Source organism: Enterococcus innesii (assembly GCF_022846515.1).
Taxonomy (GTDB): Bacteria; Bacillota; Bacilli; order Lactobacillales; family Enterococcaceae; genus Enterococcus_D; species Enterococcus_D innesii.
Genome location: NZ_AP025635.1, coordinates 1,061,555 through 1,086,794 on the forward strand (window position 1 = coordinate 1,061,555; position 25,240 = coordinate 1,086,794).

Genomic DNA, 25,240 nt, shown 5'->3' on the forward strand with positions numbered 1-25,240 from the left:
GCTGTTCAGATGAAATCTCACCATAAACAACTTTTCTATGCTAGATAAAAATTTGTATTCAATGTCAACGTTTTTGAAGAAAACAAGAAAACCATTCCCATGTTCTCTTACACAATCATTTACACAAGTACCCAGCTAATTTTTTAAATCTAAGCCTTCAATCAACGCCACCGCACGATCGATCCCAGCGTCTTTTGTTTCTTCTAGCACCACGTAACAGTATGGCTTGTGTTTGATCAGAAGCTGTAAAATTTCTGGATACCGTATTTGTCCTTCACCTAACGGGACAGGGATCACTTCTTCTCCCGAGAGTTGAAAATCCTTTAGGTGCAAGCAGACGATTTTCTCTCCGAAAAGAGTAAATGCTTCTTCTACCAATGCGACTTGATCAGCAGCCGTTTTTGCGGTGATCAAATTCGTTGGATCGTAAATGATGCCTAAATAATCAGAAGGAACACGTTCAATCAGCTCGGCGATGCGCTGATTCGAATACAGCGGATGATTCAGTCCAGCTTCGATCCCTACCATGATTCGATATTTTTCTCCCACTCGAACGAGTCGCTGGATCACATGGATCAAGTCTTCAAAAACCTCATCCGAAAAATTCTCTTCGCTATATCCCAGCGCGGCAATGACTGAGCCTGTTTCTGAAGCCACCATGCTGGCACAAAAATAACGGGCATGGAATAAATAGCGCTCAAATTTCTGTAAGATTTTTTCTCGTTCCCCTGGTTCGGGATGAATCAAGTTACTATAACAACTTAACAAAGCGATTTGAACGCCTTGTTCTTGGAATTCATTCTTGAAGAAGGTCCCCATACCTGGATTCATCTTTTCAGGAGCACTTAGGTCTGGAAAAGACGCATTCAAGGCAAACTGAACGTTTTTTATTTTCTTTGCACCTATGGCTTGTGCTAACTGCTTGGGTGTATATTCTCCTGAGAGATCATGCCCTCGGATGGCTAAATGAATCATCTGACTCCTCGCTTTCTACTGTTTTTTCCCATTCAATAATCAAATTTTCATAAGGTTTTAGCCTATGGTTACCGCGCGTCAGCGCTTCCCCTGACAAGCGTTCGAATCCGGGGAGAGGTAAGGTAAAGTCAGCTGTCGTCATACCTAAGTTACTGATCCAAAGTTGGACATGGGTCGCTGACTCTCTGCGATACTTCATCACACCTTCCGAACATTTGATCAACTGGCGATCTGATTCATAAGGGAAAAGTTCTTTGCGACAAAACGACTGCCATATCAAACTGTCTGTTAAATTGCTAGGTAGCGCACCTAAATAGATGATCTCTCCTTGAGCCAGTTGTTTCTTAGCTAGTAGCGTTTGGTCATTCCCTCGTCCGATCGTTTCCCAATCTTCTGGGCAGTGAAAAACTGTGACCAAATGATCCAAAGGTTCTTCTAGGCCATCATAGGTTAGCTGATAAGCCAGTCCTTTCACCGTAAACTGCTGGATTTGGTCAAACCCGAGCCATTCTCCTAAACGATCTAAACCATTCGTCGCTGGCCACGCCAGCTCTTTGGTCCGATCCCCTGTCATCGGGCCTAAAATCAGCTTGCCTCCTGCTTCGGTAAAGGCGGCAAATTTTTTCAGCAAAGTAGGGCTTATCCAACGAACAAATGGGGCAAGAACAACCTCATACTCTTCTAACGGACTATTTTCTTGAATGATTTCTACACGAATCCCTTGGCGAATCAGACTGCCGTAAAATTCGGTAAATAGGCTGCGATAATCATAAACACCCCCATGATCGATCGTGTAAAAGCGTTTCGAGTAATCCGAGTACATGATGGCTATTTTTGCTGATACATACTTCGTTTCCGCTAAAAGTGGTGCGATCTGTTGTCTTAGTTCGCCAATCCGAACTACCTCTTCATACCCACGATCTGGCTCTCCCCAAGCAGTTAACACGGCACTATGGGGTTGCTCCACACCATAGCGATGTCCACGAAAATGCCAAAAGCAGAAGGATTTCAAATTACCTGCATAGCCAATGAACGCTTCACTTGTGACAAACCTATGAGGACGAGGTGCTGCATAGTTTTCAATATGACCAGCATTGGCAGTACAAGTTTCTAACAATAACATTTCCTTGTTGCGCGGTTTGACATTCCGCCAACGATCCAAGTTCATCGTATATGCTGGATAGTTGTCTGCCGGTGCATACGTATCAAAACCAGCAATATCTAAATCAGCAAATAGCTCATCATTTTGCAAGTTAAACCCAAAAGCGGAGTTATGGGTAATGGGTAACGCGGTCTCCATTCGGATAAAATGACAAAGATCATGCGCAAACTCATTCAACGTATCAGTGGTAAAGCGGCGAAAGGCATTCATCAAGGAAGAATTATGCAAAAATGGGGTTGTTAGCGGCAAGACGACATCCTCAAATGCGTCATACCACTCACTCCACACCTTCGTTCCCCAACACTCGTTGAGGTTAGTCACGGATTGATAGCTGTCTTTTAAATACGTATGCCAACGCGTTTGGCACGTCGTACAGTAACATAGATCGACATGACATTTAAACTCATTGTCCAATTGCAACATAACGACATTTTCATGTTTTTCGGCAATCTCCGCGATTTTTCTCGTCAAACGATAGGCATAACGGCGAAAGTCCTCGTTGTTGGTACAGACATGCTGTCTTGAGCCGTGATGCATCTTCGTTCCATCTTGGTTAGTGACCAACGCTTCTGGGTACTGTTTTGTAAACCAGCGGGGTGGGGTCGGCGTTGGAATACATAAGCAAACATCGATGCCATTTGCTTGGTACTGTTCTAGCGCACGTTCCAACAACGAAAAATCATATTCTCCAGGTTTAGGCTCCAAGTCACGCCACATGAATTCCCCAATTCTAGCAAAATTCATGCCCAACGTTTTCATCATGTGACTATCACTTTGCATGATTTCTTCCGACCAGACTTCTGGATACATGCAGGCGCCATAATAAATATCAGGAAAAAGTGGTTGCTCATGGAAAAACGCCTGTAAACGAATCGCCACGTAGCGAGCGATCATATGCGCCCCGAGCTTTGAAAAGTGGGTATCATCTGCAAGACCTGCAGGATAATTGGGATGCTCATTCGGTGCTAACCAAACAAAGAGTGCTTTGGAAGCTTCTAGTCCTAATGTGTCATAATAATGATAGGTATAGCGATTTAAATCAAACAAAACTACTTCTTCCGTTCGACTAAGTTCTCTTAAGACAGGTAAAAATGCTGACAACGTATGCGCCAGTCGTCCCTCTTCTCCTACCCGCCGTTCAACAGGTGTACACAGGATCGGGATTCCTGCTTTTTCTTTGATCTGACGGATCATGTCTGTTAAATGAGCAATGTATGTCTCCATCGTGACATGGTTTTTCTCTTTTTGGTCATTATGTCCAAATTGCAGTAGGACGACTGTATTCGGTTCGACTTCTTGCAGGAGCTGCTCAAACAACCCTTCTTCGATAAACGAACGAGTCGTACTGCCGTTTTTTGCAAAATTGCGTACGTTTACTTCTGGGGATAGATAGCTTGGTAAGGCTTGTCCCCAGCCCATCATTGGCTGTTGATCAAGGGGATAATCCGCCACGGTTGAATCTCCGCCTAGAACGATTTTCATTTCTTTTCTTCCTCCATCTATTTACTATCAGATTTCCAACAGCTTTGACAAGTCCGCTGGTTTTCTTGTTGAACTTAAGCTGCATTAGAAACCGCTTTCTTTTCTATTATACAAAACATTCGCTGATGAAAACATGGAAAAATCAGAGCAAAAGCTGCGAAAATACGAGCTTTTCCGCAGCAACCAACAGTGATCAGCTCTGACCTTTTCGATATTGTCCTGGGGTCATTCCCGTGCACTTTTTAAATAAACGATTGAAGTAGCTGGGATTATACCCAAGGTTTTCGGCGATTTCATTGATTTGATGATCGGTTTCTAGCAGCTGCCGTTTCGCTTCTACGATGCGAACATTAGTTAAATAATCAATAAAGTTGACCTGCTTGGCACGCTTGAACTCCTTACTCAAAAAGATTGGGTCGACTTCGAAACGATCCGCAACATATTCTAACGAAATTTGTTCATTGCGAAAATCAGATTGGATGTACTCCGCTACTTTTTGGATCATTTCACTATAAGAATTAGCGACATTTTCTTGCCACAGGATGGAGACGGGCTTTAAGAAATGATGGTACAAAAAGGCTTGAATCTGATTGATGTCCAAAAGTCGTTCGATTCGTTCTAACACAACCGTTTTCGATACATAATCCGTTCGTGAGACCCCATTTTCATTTAAAAGGTAATCGACTTGATCATACAGTCGATTGACCACATAGATCACCGCAGCCTGTTGATTGTTTTCTGCAACGACCTGTTCTAAAAACCGCTGGAGACTTCGTTGCAATTCTTCATGATAGCCACTTTTCAGCGCTGTTAAAATCAAATTTTCTTGCGAAAGAGAATACTTCGGCAGCGGGCGCATTTTCTCTCCTTGAAGCACTTGATTTTCGGGAATCAACTGTTGCAGATGGATTTGCTTTTTGAGCCGTTGGGCAACTTCAGGCAACTTGCGAATCTCAGTTTCTTGTTGCGAACTAACGATGGTGACATAACGGCAGACGATCAAATTGATTTGCTTGGTGACCATCGTGAAGTAATCTGTCAGTTGCTGCTCTTGATTGACCACAAAAACCAAAATCCGTCCTTCATTTGACGAAACGATGGTTGATTCTGGGAAAAACATGGCTGTGACATCCGCTATAATGTTTTCTAACGCAAACAAAATGTGGGTTTCATCTTGTGAATTTGCTTGATTGCTTAATAGATCATTGAGTTGGAAATAAAACAGGCGATACCCTTGGTCACTTAAGCGCCAGTTTTTTTGCTGCAGTAATTGTTGCGATTCTTCCTCTGATAAATAGCCATAATACCCTTCCATCAAATGTTGGATCACTTGCCGCTTCAGCGAATCTTGAAAGCGTTCCGCCTGATTTTGTAGCAATCCTTTTTCACGACTTAATTGTTGCCAACGGTCCACCAAAAACTCCAGATCGTTTTCTTTTTTCCATTGGGTATTACCAAAGAGCTGATCCATCGTTTTTTCAAAAGGTTGGTATTGTTTTTTTGCCAAAAAGAGACTCATGACTGCCACACAAGCAATAAAAAGAATACTTACGACGATCAGCACTCTAGCCAAATGAGTGACTGGCTCGGTAATCAATGCTAAGGGAACGACGGTATAAAACGTCCATATTTGGTTGAGTCGCGTACTGTTTACGGCGATCATGCTATAATCATTGCCATTGATCGATTCGACCCAGGTTCCTTGATGCTCCTCACTCAGCGGTTGGATAACATTCGCTAAGTTCTGATCGCCAATAAAACGAAAACTCTCATGATTAAAGGAAATCGCTGCGAGTCCATTTTCAATTTGGGTATCGTAAAAATACTTTAACAATGATTGCTCGTCGATCGTTGCAACTAAAAAAATTTTAGGCTGATCTTCGCCTTGGCCATCAATGTTTTGTACAAAAATCAATTCATCCTCTTCTTCAATGATCTTCCACTGATACTGCCTCCCATTATCGATCCGATAGCGTTCAAATGCTGTTTTGGTTTGCTCGAGCGTTAATTCATACGTGCCGCCACTTTCAATCCCAAAAGGCGTCTCGCCTAGTGAATAAATACCGATTCGATTGACATAATTGGAGCTATTTGTTAAGTAAAACAATTCTTCCGACAGTTGGATCAACGTCTGATAATTTGTCGTTTCCAGTAAATCTTCTTGGTAGCGCCTTTGAAACGATTGCCCCCAAACGCTTAAAGTCACTTCCAGCTGCGAGAACTGTTGGTTGATGTTACTAACGATTCCTTCGACTTGGCGATTATTTAGTTCTTGATACGATCGTTGTAATGGTCCGATCAAATAGGCATGCAAAAAGATTGCAACGGCTAATAGCGGCACGACGATCCATAGACTGGCTAGCTGCAGTTTTCGATGAAAACCGCCTGTTTTAAAGTACTTCATTCCCAAACACCCTTGTAATAGATTTTATGTAACAAATTGTCATGCGAAAAAACGCATGACAACCTATCCACAACTATTGAAGTGTATCATCCTTTGACGGATCCAATCAGCATTCCTTTGGCAAAATGTTTTTGCAAAAACGGATAGAAGATCAAAATTGGTAAAGTCGCCACAATGATGACTGCAAATTTGATTCCTTGTTCCGGCGGCACATAGTTGGGGTCCATACTTGCTAACGCATTGGCACCACTGGACGCCATCGTGATCTGTCTTAACAATAACTGAATCGGCCATTTTGCTGAATCGTTGATATAGAGCAATCCACTCATGAAGTCGTTCCAGATACCAACGGCGTAAAAAAGGGTGAAGGTCGCGATCACTGGTTTTGATAAAGGCAAAATGATTTTCCATAAGATCCCTAGTTCCGTACAGCCGTCCATCTTGGCGGATTCTTCCAATTCGATCGGCATTTCTTGGAAAAAGTTTTTGATGATCATTAAGTTGAAGGGATTGATCGCGATTGGCAAAATCAATGCCCAATAAGAATTGATCAGTCCTAAATTTTTAACCACGATAAACGTTGGGATCATCCCACCTGAAAAGAGCATTGCAAAAATCACGAGATTCAACAAGGTGTTCCGTCCTTTTAGGTGCTTGCGTGATAAAGGATAGGCAAAGGTGAAGGTACAGAAAAGCTGCACCAGCGTGCCAACGATGGTAACGCCGACCGTTACAAGCAAACTACGGATAAAGGTGTTGGTTGAAAAAATAAAGCGATAGGAGTCGAGACTGATCTCATTTGGCCATAAGAAAAACGAACGTGTGGTCAATTCTAACTCCGTAGCAAATGAACCGGCGATCACATAAATAAAAGGAATCACCATGAATAACCCAATCAATGCCAAAAATAGCGCATTAAAAATATCAAATACTTTCCCTGCCTTCGTATTGTGTAAAGTAGCCATCTTTTTCCTCCTTAGTATAAGCCGCTTTCGCCAAAGCGTTTCGCTAATTTATTGGTACAAAGTACGAGGATGATCCCAACGATCGATTTAAATAATCCAACGGCTGTTGAGTAACTGTAAGCGCCATTGGTGATCCCCATCATATACACATACGTATCAAAAACATCTGCTACTGTTCGGTTCAACTGATTGGTCATCAAGAAAATCTGATCAAACCCAGTAGACAAAATCGACCCGATCCGCATGATCAGCATAATGATGATCGTCGAACGAATCGCAGGCAAAGTGATGTGCCACACACGACGGAAACGTCCTGCACCATCCATGATCGCGGCTTCGTATTGTTCCTGATCCACACCTGATAAGGCAGCTAAATAAATAATGGTCCCCCAACCGATCTCTTTCCAAATCGATTGCATCACGATCATGGGGCGGAACCATTGTGGGTCTGAGAGAAAGTCGATTTCAACGCCTGTCAACGAAGCGATAAACTGAGTGATCGCTCCATGATCGATGTTGAATAAGATATGCCAAAGACTAACGACGATCGTCCATGAAAGAAAATGTGGTACATAGACGAAGGTTTGAATGGTCCGCTGAAACAGCTTGTTGCGCAATTCATTCAGTAACAGGGCCAAAAAGATGGGTGCTGGAAACGAAAAGAAGATGTTTAAAAAGGCAATCATCAACGTGTTCCACAAGATCCGAAAGAAATCAGGATTATTGAAGAAATCCATAAAATTTTGTGTTCCGACCCATGGACTATCTGCGATTCCTAAAAAAGGCACATAATCTTTGAAAGCAATGATCAACCCATACATCGGTGCATAACGAAATACTGCAAAATAGATGATCCCGGGAATCGTCAAAATATAGAGCCATTTATTTTGTTTAAAATGGTTGAGAAAACTCCCCCATTGCTCTTTCGTTTTCGGCACTTTTTTTATTGTTGTTTCCATTCAGTCTCCTCCTCTAACTCCGCTCCGATCAGTGCTAAACAACAAATCGTATTTAGACCCCACTGTGACAACACATTGGTCGATACCCACGGCATTTCTTTTATTTTTTTCCACGTTGTCGCTGCTTCAATGGTCGCTTCGATCGGCAATGGAACACCCGATTTGTCCTTATCAAGCAATAACTGCCAAGCCCTTTGGCTGATTGCTTGATCGTTACGCACTCGCCCAGCAAAGGCCATCATCGTCGACGCAAACATTGGCCAGGCAAAATGAGGTTCCGTCAGTACCCCGTTTGATTCTTCTGCTTTTCTCTCAGGACTCAAGCTATAAAACCAGCCAAACTCCCCTAACATCTCTGTCCACTCGGGGTCTTCCAGCACTTGAGCAAGTTCTAACCAAACTTGCGGCGCCCCAAAGGAGATGACCATGTGATAGCCGCCAAAATTCCCAGTTCCCATATAAGATAAGGTTTTGTCTTGTGGATCAAATAACACTGTGGGACCAGACAATAGGCGCTGGGGCATGGCTTTGATGCAGGTGATGCCCGTGCGAATTTTTTCAAGATAAACAGGATCATTCGTCCGTTCCCACTGGGTAAACCAGTTCGAGACTAGCGCAGCCCAATCTGGTCCGATGCGAATCGGTATCCGCTTCGTTTCTCGTTCATAAAACTCGCGCATCGGTGGTAACGCATCAAAAGCATAGGTTTCATTGTCTTTGACTTGTTCCATAACCTCCCCAATGCGTTCATCCGCTGTCAAATAGTAGTAGTAGCGATGCAGACCCGCCATTGAAATTCGAACTTCTTTGGCTTGGCAGCCCCAATGAACGACATTATGCCGAGACCCCAATCCTTTGTATTCACCAGCATGATACTGATCGACTTCTGAAGTATGTCTCGTCATGCTTTCAGCCAGATAGTAGACGCTTGGATCACCGGTTCGTAAAAAATCTAACCAAAGCCACATGTTGGGGACCAATTCAGTGTTTTGCCAAGCGTACCCACCAAGATCGTAGCGCCATTGGTGTCGAAACTGATCATAGGTATGCATGACATCACCATAGTTCCAATAGCCATACCAACCTCTTTGTTGGACTTCTGCTAAATAGAATTGCCGCATCTCAGCCAATTGTTGCTCCAGCAATTGTTTCGTTTTCGTTGATTCGTCTGGTAAACTGATCCTGCCAAAAACCTTCGTCTCTTGATAACGCTCTGGCAATGAAACGATCTGGGCAGGTTCTTGGTTTTCTTGAGCTAAGCCCAGCAACACTTCTTCTGACGGGGCTTCTTCATATAGATCCAACCAACAACGCGTCGTATTTGCTACACCAACTGCCGTCGAACGAATCTCTTCCATTCCTTCGTATCCGCTAAGCATATGATCCCGTTTGGAATAGTGCTGAAAATCCATTGGCTTGGCATTCGGTGACCACTGCCACATCGTGATTTGGGTTTCTTTTTGGGTGATGCCTGTCACCTCGATCGCAGATGGTGCTTTTTCCCAAAATTTCTCCATGCTGCAAGCAACGCCGCCGGTTTCTCCCCCAGCGTAAAAGGTACCTGAATAATGCTCGCCATCCCCAATGGGCAACCAACAGTACCCAGCTTCTGTCTGTTTTTCTAATTCAAATGACCGATGATTGATTTGATTGACCCGAAAATTGTCCCAAATAGCATTTTCCACCGCATGAGACAGCATCGGCTCGTCCGCTGAGGTCAATGAAACGAGCTGTCCACTGGCTTGTTCTTGATAGGGAATGTTTTGCTGATAGTGTCGACGTGAAAGTAACAATTGCGCCGCTTCATGATACACAGCATCTGCAATAAATTTGACTTGTCGATTCCAATTTTCACCTGTCAACGCATAATCAAATGCTATCCCCATGCCTTCATAAGCAAGTGGTTTGATGATAATGACCGTATGAATGATTTCCAATTTGCTGATTTCACGAAAGATGCGGAACCGTAAAATAAACTCTTGCACCACTTCTTGATCGATCTCGATGACGCCCGATACTTTGATAACGGCTTTCTCGGAACCATTTTCTTCCAACATCAAGTCCGTTACTTTGGACTGCACCTTTTTGTTTTGGTATTGCAGGATTGCGTGAAGATCTTGCAATTTTTTCTGCCCATTGACCGCTACCCAGTCCAATACATTTTTCCCTTCCCCATGTTTCGGGAAGAAGCCTTTGATCGTACCGTTGTCAAAATAAATACCGTTGTAAGCTTCCCTAGCAATCGCCTGTTTCTTCTGGACACGCTGTTTTCTTTGAAAAAGTAACTGCGTCGTTTCTGCCACCAGACCACTGTGTCCTGTCCATTTCACACTGCCATCTGGCCAGTAAGCCAGTACTTTCGTTTGCAGCGGCTCCTCACCCAGCAAAAACATTTCCTCACTTAGAGCCTCAGGTTGTAAAGCTCCTTTTTCCCATGGATACCCAAAACTCAGCCCACGTTTTCCCTTAGGTTTATTTTTGAGCCATTTCAATGCCATGTTCGATTTCCTCCTCTTCCCTCTCTACAGGTTGACCTGCATCTTTTTGTTGCTTTAGCTTTTGTTCATTTTCATCAAATAATTTCAAGTAAATCCCCATTGTGCCAATGATCCACATCCCAATACTTAAAAATGGCAGGAGACCGGGGAGAAAAAAACTGATCGTACTACAAATCCCAAACCAAAGGACGCCTAAAAAGGTGCCAATAGGTTGAAAAAAAAGAAAGCGTAGCGAAGCGCCTAGGTACTTCTTCGTTGGGAGCACATAATATTCGTACATGCTAAGCAATGTATTGATCACAGCGATCGCGACGCATTGGCTAACGATCAATAGGATCAAGCCTGTTTGAGTCAATGCCGCTAAAAATCCTTGCTGGATCACCACCATGGGGCACAAATAAAAGAGAATGATCGGTAAGCCCAAGCGATTCGATCGCCAAAAGTTCCTGCGGTAATACCCAAAGAACGTTTGAAAAAAAGGCGGCGATTCCTGTTTAAGGGTTTTCTTTGCTACGTGGAATCCTGCTTGCACGCTAGGCGCCAGTCCAAAGATGATCCCACCTACTAGCGCACCTATAATAACGGTTACATTTATCAGCAAACAATAAAAGACAAAATCTGCTGCTTGATATGCTTTCTGCCAATTCATCACCGTTCCTCCTCTAAGGAATATACCTTTAAGTCTTTATAGCGGGCCTTCATTGGCGCCATTTGCCGAAATCCGATCGCTCCTTTGGTTAATACGGGACCAAACTGTTCCTCATCAAGGTACCTTAACACCAATAAGTCGTTGATCCAAAAGGAGATCGTTGCACCTACCTTATCGATTCTTAGGTGATAAAACCCTCGGGCATCTGCTACACTCGGAAGTGGATCTGCGCCTTGGGCGACCAGATGAAACCCATGGCTTTTGCGCAAATTACACGTTTCAAACGCCCGTTCCTCCTCATACTTTCTTCGAAAATAAGAAAGGTGGTAAGCATTGATCCCTCCAGAATGATACTCGGGATATGCCCCGGTTCGTTTGGGTACTCCAGAATCGAAGATCGAGCCACCCTTGCGATTGGCTGCTGCAAAAAAGAGCATACATAAGCCTGGTTCAGCCAGTGGTTGAAACTGCCAGGTGATTCGTAGGTCCGCTGGAAATTGTTGAGGCAGCCATAAAACAAAATGTGGTTGTTTGTTTGATTCTTCAGAATAAGTATTCGCCAGAATCATCCCGTCTTGGAAAGTAATTTTGGGCTCTCCTTCAGCAATAAAGTGTTGAATATCTGCTGCTTGATTCAGCGGATTTTCATAGATCAATTTCGCTAACATTTCCTCTTCTCCTTTTATGCGTATATGAGCTGCTTTTCTCTTTTCATAGTAAACTTGACCTACATTTCTAACAATTGACTTTTTTTGAATTCCTTGATATCAAGCGTTAGATTAGGGTTTTCACTTGTTTTTTTCCATTTTTTCTTTTCTGATTTCTTACTACCTGTCTCGTCTCACCTGAATAGTACTCCATTTTATTAGCTGAAAAAAATTATTGAAAAAGAAAAAGGTTGAGAGCAAGATCCACTCAACCTTCTTCGACTGTCGTTATTGTGCTTGATGAAGGGCATTCGTTTCTTCCATCAGCTGCGTGCCTCCTTGATTCTTCCAAAGTTCGATCGCAGCTTCCCAACCCGCTTCATCGATTTGTCCTGCAATAAATTGAACCCGTGCATCACTAATGATCTGATCAAGCTGTGCCCCTTTTGTTACATACGTATCTGTATTATAGGAGGCTGCTGGGTTAAAGACAGCGTGCTCTAAATCAGCTTCCATCAATGACAATCGTTTTTCATAGCTTTCAGTAGCCGCTTCTGTATCAGGCTTAGCAATATAGTACAGGGTATCTTCCGTTACATTCATCCCAATTTGTGAGTACCCTTTGACCGCATTGGCTAACGCTTCAGCTTCTGATCCTTCTAATGCCACGGACATTCCATCCACTACTTCAAAATTGATTCCTTCGATTCCGTTGTTCAGCAATACCTGTGCTTCTTTATCATTTAATTTATCAAGGAACGTCAATACCTCTTTTAGATGTTCCTCTGTCTGGACACTCGACTTAGGAATCGCCAAGAAACCAGAATAGCCATCTGTCGGTAACGCATTCATCGTACCGCTATTATCTTTTAAATTCCCTGTAAAGACGACGAGGTCTTCTTCTCCAGCTTGCAATAATTTATTACTGATTTGTGCTGCTCGTGAATACGTATCAATAATGATCCCACCACGTCCATTGATAAACGGCTCATCCCATTTATCTGCTGCCATAGTTGCAAAATCACGATTGACATAGCCTTGTTCCACCATATCTTTAACAAATTGCATTGATTCTAGGTATTCTGGTTGCATAAAGGATGGCTCTAAAGTGCCGTCTATTTCTTTCCAAGCATTTCCTGCCCCAAACCAAGTAGCTAACACATCGTAAGGACTATTTGAATTGATCGAGCCAGGCCATTGGGGAATAATCAAACCAAACGTATCATTTTCACCATTCCCATCGGGATCGTTCTCAGTAAATGCTTTGGCAACCTCATAGAGATCATCGATCGTTTCTGGTACCTCTAAGTTTAAGTTTTCTAACCAATCTTTTCGGATGATCACCGCCGTCCGCATCGCATCACGTTTCCGATAAATTCCGTACACTTTGCCATTCACAGAAGAATTACGCAAAACATCCTCGTTAGACTGAGAGAGATTAGGATAATCAGCTAAATAGTCGGTCAAATCCCAAAAAGCCCCATTTTCTGCTGACTTGATAAATCCTCCTGATTTTCCTTGAATGACCATCACTTCTGGAATATCATCTGAAGCTAACGTAATATTCATTTTATCCTCATAGGATGTATTGGGTGCCCAGGTAATATCAATGTTTTTGCCAGTGTAAGCTTCTAATTGTTTCAAAATCTCGTTGTCACTTGCAGGTGGTTCAGTTTCAATGTACGGCGATAACATCGAAATCGTATCATAATCTGTTGTGGAACCTGCTTCCTCCTTCCCACATGCCGACAAAAAGGCGACCGATAGTAACCCCAAACCAAGAATCGTACTTAATTTTTTCACTACTTTTCCTCCTTAGATTTTGTTGTTGAGCTCGATTAAATAAACCGCTTTCAATACCAAAAGCATAACGAAAAGCAGGATTTCCAGCAATTGACATTTTTTGTTAATCGTTGATATATGGCTGGGTAGGGAGTTTTGCTCTACATTTGCAGGTATCGTAAATTATAGGAAAAAAGAATAAATAGTTCTTCGTGTTCTTAGTTCGCTCAATCAATTTAATTATCGCAGTTTTTCTGATTCCTATCATTCTTAAATTCTCGTTGTAGAAAGGGTAGCCTAAGTACTGATGTTCTTATTCGTGAGAGATTTGGAAACACCTTATCATGAAAAAAAGACCAACTCATTGGTCTTCTTTGATAATTCATCAGTTTTGTAGTACTAAGCGGATCACCACTTATTCATATTTGACAGAAAGAGTACTACCGCTCATACACATCATTTTGATTCAAGGTTGGCGCTAACGCAGTGACGATCGTTTCCACCATCCTTAAGTTCTCAACCCCTGCAATCTTGCCGAACTCATCGGCATGAATGAAAAGATTTTTCAATGTTAGATTGCGGATCGGTTCTGCTGGGCTGGCCTCGATGAAAAAAGCACGCACGCTTTGTTGTCCTGTTTTGGTAGCTTGCACGTTTTCAATAGTAATGTCGCAGACCTTTGCTGGACCTACTGGAACAGCTGGTTGTGCCATCAATTTGTGCCAATAGTCGGGAATCTCTTCCTCATAATCAGCTGGCAGTTCTGGATAACTATAATCTGGGTACCAATTTGTTTGTAAGAGAAAAGGAAAGCCAACATCCTTCATCGTTAAATCCGAAGCAGTGACCTTGCGTATAAATCCACCACGATTGTTGGCGGATTTGATCCGAAACCCTGCACCAGTTTGCTCAAAGACGACTTTTTGGATTTTGATCTCTTCGATCCCACCCGAAGTTTCACTACCAATGGCAATTCCTGAACCATACCCTAATTGACAGTCTTTGATCGTGATTTTCCGACAGCTTCTTTGCTGGGCTAAGGCTTCCGCCCCACGTCCCGCCTTGATCGAAATATTGTCATCGTTGCAGGAAATGTAGGCATTTTGAATCGTGACTTCTTCACAGGAATCAATATCGATGCCATCAGTACTAGGCCCTTTTCCATTGTCTATCGTGATGCCGTCGATCAATATGTGGTGAGAATACGTGATTTGGGTATTCCAAAAACCCGACTGTACCGACGAAATATCTTTGATGGTTACTTGCTGACTTTCATAAACAAGAATATTCCGTGGACGCTTGCAATCATAATCTGCTGCCCAGCGTAAGCCTTTCTTTGCATAATCCGCCATCATCCCGCTGACTTCATCTGTTCCCCAAAACGTTTGCCACCATGTTTCTCCACGACCATCAAGTTTCCCTTTTCCAGAGATCATGACATTTTCTGCGTGAAAAACATTGATCATCGCTGCAGGCCACTTCATATTGATTCCTGCGACCCGATTATCTACTTCGGGATAATCGGCCAGTTCTTGACTACCATACAGAATCGTATCCTCTGAGACAATCAAGTGCACATTGCTTTTTAAAAACAATGCGCCGATTTGATAGGCGCCGGGTGGTGTAATCACTGTTCCCTGCACAGTTGATGCTTGGTCAATTTCTCGTTGCAATAATTGCGTGATGTCTTCCATTCTTGCTTACCTCCTACGCTTTTGTTTTACGCTACAAATAGGTTTGTCGATATCCATGACTTTTAAAAATTTGCGCATCGCCAACCTTTTTTCATCTATCATTTATTTGGATAGAACTAAGTGCTTCTTACTGGCGCTGTCCATCAAGTAAAGCGTTCCTCTTGGCACATCTCGTTGTCTTTTCCCATGTGCTTTCTGGCGTCCTTTTTTCCTACATTCTTTACTATAGTCCCCTTAGCGGCAAAAGAAAGTCCTTTTTGATTTCTGAGGATCGTCTTTTTTTGCAACGTCCTTTCTTATTAGAAAAATGCGCCTTTTTGTCTACAAAAGCAAAAAGGCGCAACCTCTCAAGGGAGGAGATGAGGTGCTTAACTAACTGTTTCTCATTGGGAAAACCAACGCAGATCATTTCCAAAAGCTTGTTCTACGTGCGTTTCTTTTGCCCCATCAAGGATAGCTCGACTGTTTCTCGGCAACTTATTGCGTCACTTATGGCCGCTTGATCAATGATCGATGCTTCTTTAAAGCAGATCTCCTGACACTGTTCAAAAATCATTTTCTTTTGCCCTTTAGCTGATTCAAAGGCAACTGACTCAAAAGTAACGCGTTGGATCGGTGAAACCTGCTGTGTTTGTTCATCGACAAACCCTTTTAGCTCGACCAAAGGGTTCTGCCCTACGATACAGGTATTCTTGACCAAAATATCCGAAATGATTGGTAACTGTTGTGCGGCCTGACCATCGGCATTGTAAGCAACAGGATGAGCCATGAAACGATCCAACAGGCAATCGATGATTGTCACTTGACGAATATAGCCGCCACGATCATTCTGCGCTTTCAATTCTAGCCCATAAAGCGTATTGGTCAGTTGACAATCTCGAAAAGCGATATTTTCGACACCACCAGATTGCTCACTACCAATCGCGATGCCATGTCCCCCTCGAATAGCCAAATCAAACAGCCGAATATTTTTCGCTGGTCTATTGATCTGATTTCCTTCTGGATTTTTGCCAGATTTGATTGCGATACAATCATCGCCCGTATCAAAAACGGTGTCAAAAATCAGCAAATTTTGCGAAGAATCTGGGTCCCAACCATCGCCATTGTCAATGCCTTTGGACTGAATAATCACCCCATGGGTCACAACGGTGTCACAGTAAATCATATGAACAGTCCAGCATGGTGGATCAATCAACGTCAGCTCTGTCAAATGGATGTTTTTGGCCTGCATCATACAGATCAAACGTCCCCTTACTCGTCTTCCAGGTTTTCCATCAGAAACATATTCTGGATACTGTTCACGGTCTGCATAAGGGTTTCGCATCGCTAGTCCTAATGGATTTCCGCCACCAATGATCGTCCCTTTGCCACAAAGACGGACATTTTCACAAACGATACGCCCTCGATCGCCTTGATCAATATACCCAATGTTGATCAATGAATGAAAGCAAAATAATTCCCAGCCTTCATAACGGCTTAATGGTAAGCCCTCTTGATTCACGCTTCCTAAATACTCGTGAGGGGCAACCCGATACTTTTCTATGTCGAGGCTTGCTTGCAATGTGCCATCTACCTGAAAAATCATATTGCTTTTTAGCTCCAACGCACCAGAAAGGATCACCGCCCCTGTTGGGATCCAGACAGTGCCATTACTAGGGCAATCGTTGATCGCTTGCTGGAGAATGGTGGTACTATCTTCTTTGCCTTTGCTATCAGCATGGTAGGGTGCTTGCGTAACATCTATCACAACACTTTTTTTCTTTGTACGAAAGGTCGTCGTGACTGCGGTATTTGTAAGCAGGCACCCCTGATGATCGAGACAGATGATCGTTACTTGATACGTTTGATCGGCAGATAAGTTTGTCAACGTCCAATGCGTCTTGTTTGTTGGTCTGGTTTGGATCAAATCGTTTTCTAAAAACAATTGATAACCAAAAATAGCTTGAGCGTGCAGCGGCTTCTCCCAAATAAGGGTCGCTTGATGGGCACCGATCGTGCTTGGTACGACATGAAAATCAATTACTTGAAATGGTTCCATCGGTTTGTCCTTTCTTCAACGAATTCATTCAATAGAAAAAAGATATTCCAAAACAGCGAATATCTTTTTCCACACTTATTTAAGACCAGTCGTGCTGATGCCTTCAACAATGTATTTTTGGAAAATAAAGAAGATGATCAACACAGGTAGCAAGGAGACCACAGACATCGCGAACATCGCTCCCCAATTGGAGGTGCTGCTAGCATCCAGGAACTGCTTTAAGGCAATCGATACCGTGTAGTTTTGCGGACGTGTGAGGTACAGCATCGGTCCGATCAGTTCTTCCCATTTCCAATAGAAAGAGAAGATCGCAGCGTTTGCCAAGGAAGGCTTCATCAACGGTAGAATCACGCGGAAGAAAATACCGACCCGTCCACAGCCGTCCATTTTTGCTGCTTCATCTAAATCTGTCGGGATCGCAGAGACGAATTGGACCATCATAAAAATAAAGAAGGCTTGTCCGAAGTATGAAGGAACGGTTACCGGACGAATCGAGTTAAGCCAGCCTAATTGATTAAACCAAAGATACTGAGGTACCATGATAATCTCTTGCGGCAGCATCATCGTGACCAAGATACAAGCAAACCAAAAGCCTTTTCCTTTGAAAGGAATTCGACCAAATCCATAAGAAATGACAGCCGAAGAACAGACCGCCCCTACCATTGAAATCAACGCGATTTGCAACGAGTTGAAAATATAGCGAATGAAGGGAATCCCTGCGATTCCTTCAAAGCCTTTGGTAAAGTTTTCTAACGTCCAGCTTCGGGGGATCAACTCCGTTGCCGTTCGAAAAATGTCACTACTAGGTTTAAAGGCACTAAACAGCAGCCAGAAAATCGGATAAAGCATCAGTAATGCAGCAACTAAGATCACGGCATCAAAGAAATAATTTTGTTTTTGTTCACGCATCAATCAAACCTCCTCGTTTTCTTTAAACACCCAAAATTTCGATGTTGCGAACAACAGAATCGTAATCAACCCAACGATGACCAGTAAAATCCACGCTAAGGCTGAAGCATAGCCCATTTTGAAATCGGTAAAGGCTCGTTGATACATGTACAAGGAATAGACTAACGTGCCGTTACGGGGTGAACCCGTCCCATTAGAAATGATAAACGCAGGTGTAAACGTCAAAAAGGCCATGATCGTTTGATAGATCAGATTGAAAAAGATGATTGGCGTCAGGACTGGAACCGTGATATTGAAAAACTGTCTGATTTTTCCTGCCCCATCAATTTCCGCAGCTTCGTAATAATCTTTTGGAATATTTTTCAAACCGGATAAGAAAATCAACATCGACGAGCCAAATTGCCACGCTGCTAATAAAATCAAGGTCATCAACGCTAAGCCAGGACTTTTAAAGAAGTAGATGGGGTCTAAGCCGATCGCCGCTAGCACGCCATTGATCAACCCTGAATCGCCAAAAAGATTCCGCCACATGATCGAGACCGCCACGCTCCCACCTAAAATCGAAGGGATATAAAATAATACCCGATAAGCGCCGCTTAATTTCGATGGGCGGTTGATCAGCATCGCCACTGCTAATGCGACGATCAGCCGTAAAGGGACTGCCAACACAACATATTTCAGCGTAACAGTCAGTGACTGAACAAACTTGGGATCATTCGTAAAAATCGTCTTAAAGTTATTCCAGCCAACAAATTGCGCCTCTGTCAATAAATCATAGTCATGAAAAGACATAAAAAGAGAAATCCCCATCGGGACGATAATAAAAGCAAAAAAGCCAATGATGAAGGGTGAGATAAATAAGTAGCCTGTAACCATATTCTGTTTTGATTCTGGTAATCGATTAAACCAGCTTTTGAGTTTCCCAAGCTCTTTTGCCGTGGGTGATTTTGATTGTAGTTCCATAATTTTCACTTCCTACCTCCTATATTTGATTACGCTTACAAGTTGATTTTAACGAAGTGTTTCTTAAGAATGAATAGAAAAAAAAGCACAGAAATGTGAAAAACTAGAGGAACTATATTTTTTGCTTCCATTGTTTCTCCTAAAAAAACGCCTTTACTGAAAAAGTCAGTAAAGGCGCCGCAGCTATGCTTATTGATAGTTTTCTGCAAAAATTTCTTCGCAGCGTTGCGTAAAGGCATCATAGGTTTCTTCTGGTGTCATCGTGCCATAAGTGATCTCTGCGTACAGCTCTTTAAAGTACGTGTTGATTTCAGCAAACCCAATTGGTGGGATTGGGGATGGATCACCGACGATGTCTGCAATATCATCTAAGAAATCAGAGGACTCTTGTTCTTCTGGTGTCATGTCGTCATAAAGCAATTCTTTGATGGCATCATTAGAAGGAATTCCCCGCTCAGTACCGATGATCTTATTGGCTTCTTCACTATTCACTAAAAAGTCAACAAACTTCGCAGCTGCTTCTTTTGATTCAGAAGCATTCGCGATCGAATAAAAGAACCCTGGTCGATACGCCATCGCCCCATTTTCTGAGTCGAATGGACGAGCCAAGTTGATTTCGACATCTTCTGCGGCGGAGGCTTTATAGGTCAAGTATTGATTGGACCAAGTCATCATATAGGCTGCTTTTCCTTGTGAAAACGGATATTGATCCATACTGTTGGCATTGCTAGTCACTTCTGCGGTTGGCATTGCTTTGGCTTCCGTAAGATCTGCGATAGCCCCCATAAATTCAACCCAGTTTTCTTTGGTAAAACCGATCTCTGGTTTGCCGTCCGCATCGTATTGGTATAGATCTTCGCCTTTGGTACGTAAAAAGTATTGCAAAATCGTACTGTTGTCATTGTTATCATTCCAACCATAATCACCGGTTGCTTCAGCGATCGCTGCCGTACTTTCTACAAGGTCATCGAAGGTATAATTGCTAAAGTCGATCCCAGTGCCCCCTTGTTCTACCAATGATGGATTGTAGAGCATCGCCATAGTATTGACAGAAGTTGGTATGCCAAAAACGTTTCCATCTAACTCGCCAGTTGCTAAAATCGATTCTTTGATATCATCGGTTTGAATCTCATTGCCGATAAATTCCGACATATCTGCTAATTGATTTTTCGTTCCATATTGCGCAATGTACTGCACATCCATCTGGATCACATCAGGTAATTCTCCAGAAGCCGCTTTTGTCGCTAGTTTTTTCCAATGGTCATCCCAAGAACCATATTCATATTCAACTTTGATGTCAGGATTTTGTTTCTCAAATTCTTTGATCGATTCGATATACTTCTCGTGTCTGACTTCTGAGCCCCACCAGGTAAAGGAAATCGTCGTTTTCCCATCTGCATCAGCTTCTGAGCTTCCGCTACTATTGCCGTTATTGCCACAAGCTGCTAAGGTCGCACCAAGAAACAACAAGCTCGCTGCTTTTAAAAAAGTTTTCTTCATTCTTCTACACTCCTTTTTGTTTGCGCTTACAAGGTGATTGTAATGGAAATCTTCGTTAATAAAAATGAAAAAACAAGAGCAAATATGTGAAAAACTAGACTGTCGTTTTTGCTGAAGGCTAAGCCTTCACGGGCAATAGCTAGAAAAAAATAGAAAAACAGATGAAAAATGTAAAAAAACAGACATGCTCTATTTTTTCCAATATACTATGCTATACTAGCGTTGAAAAGGCTTACTTTTCAAAAAACAAGGTAGGTGGAAACAATGAAAAAAATACAAACCGGACTGTTTCGTCTTTTTACGGTAACAGCTTATTTTGCTAAATTAAACCTTTTATGGCTTTTCTTTACCCTTTTAGGGTTGGGAATCTTTGGCTTCGGTCCTGCCACCGCTGTCACGATCAAATGTTTACATGATTTTCGTAAAACTGGCCATGACTATTCAGCTGTTGCCTTCTGGCAAGCCTACAAGCAAGCCTTTCGCACCTTTACCCTTTTTGGCATTGGACTATTAAGTACAGTACTCCTGTTATTGCTTAACTTACGGATCACTCATTTTTTCCCGACTGAAATGGCTTGGCTGCGTCCTGTCTATTTACTTTTAACGATTCTCCTCCTCTACACTGCATTCATCAGCTTTATGACCTATGCCAAAGCCGAACAACACGCTTGGAAACAGACCTTGTACGTCAGTATCTTTCTAGTCTTTCGCTACCCACTGCAAGGCCTTGCCTTGTCGTTTACCTGGTATTTATTGTTTCTCTTATTGACTGCCAAAACCTCCTTGTTACTCGTCTTTGGACTGGTGATTTTCTTGTTCTTCGCTGAATTTTTTCATGGTCAGATGATTGAAAAAACCAAACAATTGCAAGCAAAGCGAGGCAGTGTCCATGAAGTCCCAGAAGCTGATCAATCACTTTAAAAAGCAGCCTTTTGAGCGACAGTTACATTTTGTCTTTTTTGCGACGGTGGCAATTATCGTCTCATTGGCTGTTCTCCTGACCTTAGTTTGGCGACAAGTCTACATGGCGCAGCTGAAAGAAGCTGCGTATAAAGATGTCTCAATCATTTCAACAAATATCGCGAAACGTTTAACTGCCGTCGAAACCCTCTCTTTTCGCATTATCGATAGTGCACCGATCCAAAATGGCCTACAAAGGATCTTGGCACAAGATTCCTTACAATCCTTAGAGGCGATCGACCAAAAGAATGCCTTAAGTGCAGAAATCAACGCCCTCGTACGCAATGAATCAACGATTCAAAATGTCTATCTCTTTACCCCAACGAATGAAAACATGATCAACTTTCTAGCCGAGACCGACCATATCTTTAATGGCCAAACCATCAAAGATATGATTGAGACTTTGCCCGATAAGCCTGCCAAAGGGAGTTGGTTTTTTGCAAAGGACCTTTCTCAAGGCGTTTACCTGCGAAAAATCTATTCAACAGCCGATCTTTCTTTAACCTATATTGGCACGGTGATATTTCTAGTCAATACGTCCTTCTTTCGTAACGAGATCGAAAGTCTTCCCATTGTCTCCGAACAAAACCAATTTTTCATGGCGTATCAGAACCAATTTTATAGTACCGCAAATGACGAGCAAACCGTAGCTGCGGATCAAAATACCTTGCAGCAAAAAATGGAAACCTTCCAGCGATCGATCGGCTCCATGACGTTTGATAATCGCCAGTACTACTATGCAATGGATCGTAAGACGATGCCGAATATGACCTTCATTTATTTGCTGCCTGAAAACCAAGTTTTAGCGGACCTTTATAAGCTACAAGGCCTTTCTATCGCTGTGAGTTTGCCTTTTTTATGTTTGATTATTGTTGTGATTCGGAAAATAAGCAATCAGCTGACCCGCCCTTTAGCTGACTTGGCTTCGCAAATGGCCGTTCTGCGGAAAACCAAAAAACTGGCTTCTTTAAAGACCCTCGCTGTCCCAGAAAATAGTCAAGAAGAGATCATGGTCCTTTATGAAAGCTACAATACGATGATCGATGAATTAAATGCCTTGATCAAGGACAATTATGAAATGCGTATATTGTCCCAAGAAATCGAATTTAAAGGATTGCAAGCACAATTAGATCCGCATTTTCTCTACAATACGTTAGACTCGATCAACTGGATCGCCATTGAAAATCAGCAGTGGCAGATCTCAGAGATGGTCACCTCCCTTGCCTATTTGTTTCGAAAAAAAATCGATACCAAGTCTGACTTCACAACGCTACAAGATGAATTAGATATCGTGCACGCCTATATCAATATTCAAAACGTTCGCTTCGGGAAACGGATCGAGTATATCGAAGTAATTTTGGTGAATGACTTGTCCTTTAAGATTCCTAAGTTACTGATTCAACCATTGATTGAAAATGTCTTTAAATACGCCGTCAATGATATGAAGGAGACGTGTCGCCTCATCCTTACGATTGAACAACAAGCAACTTTTCTCCAAGTCAGTGTCTCTGACAATGGCCCTGGTTTTAAAGCCAACTTCTCGATTGAAAAAGAAGGCGGCATCGGATTGACCAATATTCAAAAACGATTGCAACTGCATTATGGTGATCAAGCGTCCTTAACCATCGTCTCCTCGATTCCCTTCAAAAAGACGACGGTGCGCTTTGTGATCCCCTTTAAAAGGAGTGAGTAAAACATGAAAAACATCCTCGTTGTTGACGATGAACCCTTGATAGCAAATGGTGTGGCTAACCTCGTTGCTTCTTTTGATTTTCCATTAGTGGTCAAAGGAATTTATACAGACAGTGAAGAAGCCTTGGCATTTTGTCAGCAAAACACCATCGACATCGTGATTACCGACATCAATATGCCTAAAGTCAATGGACTTGCCTTGATCAAAAAATTAAAAGCCATCAATCCTGCGATTCAAATCATTATTTTGACAGGCTTTGGCAGCTTCTCCTTTGCCAAAGAAGCGATGGCTTTAGGAGTCAAATTTTTCCTTGAAAAACCTGTTTTTCCGAGCAAGCTTTCAGAAGCGTTGGCTGAGACGATCGAACGCTCTGAACGTCGCCAAATGGAATCTACCCTCTATTTAAAACAACAAATTGAGCAATACATCAATAGCTGCGGAGAAGAACCACTGCCTGAATCATTCGTTTTTCCATTTTGTATGTACTTATTTGATTCGAAATTCTATCACGCCATCGCTAAGCGGATCGAAAACTATGAGAACCATCACGAGTTGGTGATCGGTCATCAAAACAAAGTTGGCTATATTCTGAACTTCAGTACGGAAAATACCTTTAATCTCTTTTTTAAAACGAAGGTACAGGCTGCGCATCTAGGAAAAGGGATCGCTATCAATTGCTGGGTCGAAACTCCCGAAAAATTTTTACTCAGTTATCATTTAGGCAAGCGGAACTTGGATAAGGAGTTTTATTTTGATACCTTTGAAGTCATCCAAGAAGCCCAAATCTCACAAGAAAATGTCTATGAAAATAGTCTCTACATGGAATACCGTGAAAAACTTTTGGCATTGATCGACAAAGGCGAACTGACTTTAGCCCAAGTTCTTACGGAAAACTTTTTTTCTACCTGCCGCATGGAGCTTTACCCTGTCCAACTATTGCGGCTGCAGGTCAACGATTTGTTATCGGCAATTTTTGAAAACCATCGCATCAAAAAAGACATTTACTTTGATGACTATTCCCCAAAGATCATGCTCTTGAATAATTGGCACGAACTCCAGTTTATGCTGCTTCACTGTATCGATTTGATGCGGGGCAGCTTAGATGATAGCGAGAACATGCAGCTGTCCCAAAAGGTCAACCTGATCATCGAAGAATATTATGACCATGAAGCATTGTCATTGAAATGGATCGCAGCCCATCTTTTGTACTTGAATCCTGAATACTTAGGAAAAACCTATTACAAAGAAACCGGGATTCGCTTCAATCAAAAATTAGCCGAATACCGCATCCAAAAAGCACAAGAACTGCTGAAGAAAAACTACAAAGTCTACGAAGTGGCAGCGATGACGGGCTTTAGCAATGCGCCTGAATATTTTGTTCAAACGTTCAAAAAGATTACTGGTATGACACCAAAGAAATTTTTGAAGCAACAAGAAAAAGCCCTTCTCTCTTAACGTTTCTTCTATAACGAAAGCATTGTTTTGCTATTTCAACAAAAGAGGTAGTCCGCTCACATTCGTGAGCGAACTACCTCTTTGGCTAACCAGTGATTGATGTCAAACAACTGATGCGACCGTGTTCGTTTTAAGGAATGAGCATTTTTGTCTAGCTTACAGCGTAAAGACTTCCTTTAACTCCTGTGTCACTGGCGAATCATCCGAATTTGTTTCCATGAGTTCTGCCATGTAATGCCACCATTTTTGGTTGATCTCGGTTGCCGCTAACTGCTGCCAGCGGGTTTCATCTTCAATCTCAAGGTAGCCAAACAACGCAAGGGTTTCTGGATCTAAGAAAATCTGGTAGCTTTTCGCCCCGTGTGCTATGAGCTGCTCTTTTAGTTCTGGCCATAGTTCGCGATGCCGTTTTTCATATTCTGCTTCATAACCAGGATGTAGCTTCATCCGAATCGCTTTTTTGATCATCTTTGTTTGCTCCTCTCTTTATTGCGTAAGGTGTTTA

At 42.4% G+C, this 25,240-nt stretch carries 18 protein-coding genes; 3 read left to right on the forward strand and 15 right to left on the reverse strand.

The annotated features are described in order from the left end of the window. Positions 1–135: 135 nt before the first annotated feature. The 14 genes from ENLAB_RS04870 to ENLAB_RS04935 all read right to left on the reverse strand — a co-directional run bounded on the left by ENLAB_RS04870 (position 136) and on the right by ENLAB_RS04935 (position 20,627). Complete coding sequence (locus ENLAB_RS04870; protein ID WP_244352887.1) at positions 136–975, reverse strand: sugar phosphate isomerase/epimerase family protein; 840 nt, start codon at positions 973–975, stop codon at positions 136–138. Then, complete coding sequence (locus ENLAB_RS04875; protein WP_244352889.1) at positions 947–3,619, reverse strand: beta-galactosidase; 2,673 nt, start codon at positions 3,617–3,619, stop codon at positions 947–949. The genes ENLAB_RS04870 and ENLAB_RS04875 overlap by 29 nt, the downstream gene beginning before the upstream one ends. 193 nt (positions 3,620–3,812) lie before the next feature. Further along, entirely contained in the window at positions 3,813–6,023 is a 2,211-nt protein-coding gene (locus ENLAB_RS04880; protein ID WP_081117540.1) for a helix-turn-helix transcriptional regulator, read from the reverse strand. An 86-nt stretch (positions 6,024–6,109) separates the two neighbouring features. Then, entirely contained in the window at positions 6,110–6,988 is an 879-nt protein-coding gene (locus tag ENLAB_RS04885; protein ID WP_081117541.1) for a carbohydrate ABC transporter permease, read from the reverse strand. Positions 6,989–6,999: 11 nt separating this feature from the next. After that, a complete protein-coding gene (locus ENLAB_RS04890) occupies positions 7,000–7,947 on the reverse strand; it encodes an ABC transporter permease (RefSeq protein WP_005234199.1) in 948 nt (315 codons plus the stop codon). Beyond that, entirely contained in the window at positions 7,932–10,445 is a 2,514-nt protein-coding gene (locus ENLAB_RS04895) for an exo-rhamnogalacturonan lyase family protein (RefSeq protein WP_244352890.1), read from the reverse strand. The genes ENLAB_RS04890 and ENLAB_RS04895 overlap by 16 nt, the downstream gene beginning before the upstream one ends. Next, the gene (locus tag ENLAB_RS04900; RefSeq protein WP_081117543.1) at positions 10,420–11,094 is read right to left on the reverse strand and encodes a YesL family protein; all 675 of its coding nucleotides are present in this window, start codon (positions 11,092–11,094) and stop codon (positions 10,420–10,422) included. The genes ENLAB_RS04895 and ENLAB_RS04900 overlap by 26 nt, the downstream gene beginning before the upstream one ends. Next, on the reverse strand, positions 11,094–11,762 hold the full coding sequence (locus tag ENLAB_RS04905; RefSeq protein WP_081117544.1) for a DUF1961 family protein: 669 nt from the start codon (positions 11,760–11,762) through the stop codon (positions 11,094–11,096). Before ENLAB_RS04905 ends, ENLAB_RS04900 begins: the two co-directional genes overlap by 1 nt. Before the next feature lie 267 nt (positions 11,763–12,029). Then, positions 12,030–13,544 carry an extracellular solute-binding protein gene (locus tag ENLAB_RS04910; protein ID WP_081117545.1) on the reverse strand — a complete coding sequence of 505 codons (1,515 nt, stop codon included), beginning with the start codon at positions 13,542–13,544 and terminating at the stop codon, positions 12,030–12,032. Between the two features lie 419 nt (positions 13,545–13,963). Further along, on the reverse strand, positions 13,964–15,217 hold the full coding sequence (locus ENLAB_RS04915) for a glycoside hydrolase family 28 protein (protein WP_081117546.1): 1,254 nt from the start codon (positions 15,215–15,217) through the stop codon (positions 13,964–13,966). Positions 15,218–15,641: 424 nt separating this feature from the next. After that, on the reverse strand, positions 15,642–17,255 hold the full coding sequence (locus ENLAB_RS04920) for a glycosyl hydrolase family 28 protein (RefSeq protein WP_244352891.1): 1,614 nt from the start codon (positions 17,253–17,255) through the stop codon (positions 15,642–15,644). Positions 17,256–17,330: 75 nt separating this feature from the next. Next, entirely contained in the window at positions 17,331–18,164 is an 834-nt protein-coding gene (locus tag ENLAB_RS04925) for a carbohydrate ABC transporter permease (protein ID WP_005234188.1), read from the reverse strand. Between the two features lie 3 nt (positions 18,165–18,167). Continuing rightward, positions 18,168–19,127, reverse strand: a complete 960-nt coding sequence (locus ENLAB_RS04930; protein ID WP_244353411.1) for a carbohydrate ABC transporter permease — start codon at positions 19,125–19,127, stop codon at positions 18,168–18,170. A 189-nt stretch (positions 19,128–19,316) separates the two neighbouring features. Beyond that, entirely contained in the window at positions 19,317–20,627 is a 1,311-nt protein-coding gene (locus tag ENLAB_RS04935) for an ABC transporter substrate-binding protein (protein WP_081117550.1), read from the reverse strand. A 264-nt stretch (positions 20,628–20,891) separates the two neighbouring features. On the opposite strand from ENLAB_RS04935, the gene ENLAB_RS04940 reads away from it, so the two are divergent. From ENLAB_RS04940 to ENLAB_RS04950, 3 genes are read left to right on the forward strand one after another with little or no spacing between them, the layout of a single operon-like run. Continuing rightward, positions 20,892–21,548 carry a DUF624 domain-containing protein gene (locus ENLAB_RS04940; protein ID WP_244352893.1) on the forward strand — a complete coding sequence of 219 codons (657 nt, stop codon included), beginning with the start codon at positions 20,892–20,894 and terminating at the stop codon, positions 21,546–21,548. Beyond that, positions 21,517–23,280 carry a sensor histidine kinase gene (locus tag ENLAB_RS04945; RefSeq protein WP_244352895.1) on the forward strand — a complete coding sequence of 588 codons (1,764 nt, stop codon included), beginning with the start codon at positions 21,517–21,519 and terminating at the stop codon, positions 23,278–23,280. The genes ENLAB_RS04940 and ENLAB_RS04945 overlap by 32 nt, the downstream gene beginning before the upstream one ends. Before the next feature lie 3 nt (positions 23,281–23,283). Beyond that, complete coding sequence (locus ENLAB_RS04950; RefSeq protein ID WP_244352897.1) at positions 23,284–24,735, forward strand: response regulator; 1,452 nt, start codon at positions 23,284–23,286, stop codon at positions 24,733–24,735. Between the two features lie 156 nt (positions 24,736–24,891). On the opposite strand, the gene rhaM is transcribed toward ENLAB_RS04950, so the two are convergent. Further along, positions 24,892–25,203, reverse strand: a complete 312-nt coding sequence (gene rhaM, locus ENLAB_RS04955; protein WP_016608846.1) for an L-rhamnose mutarotase — start codon at positions 25,201–25,203, stop codon at positions 24,892–24,894. Positions 25,204–25,240: the final 37 nt, after the last annotated feature.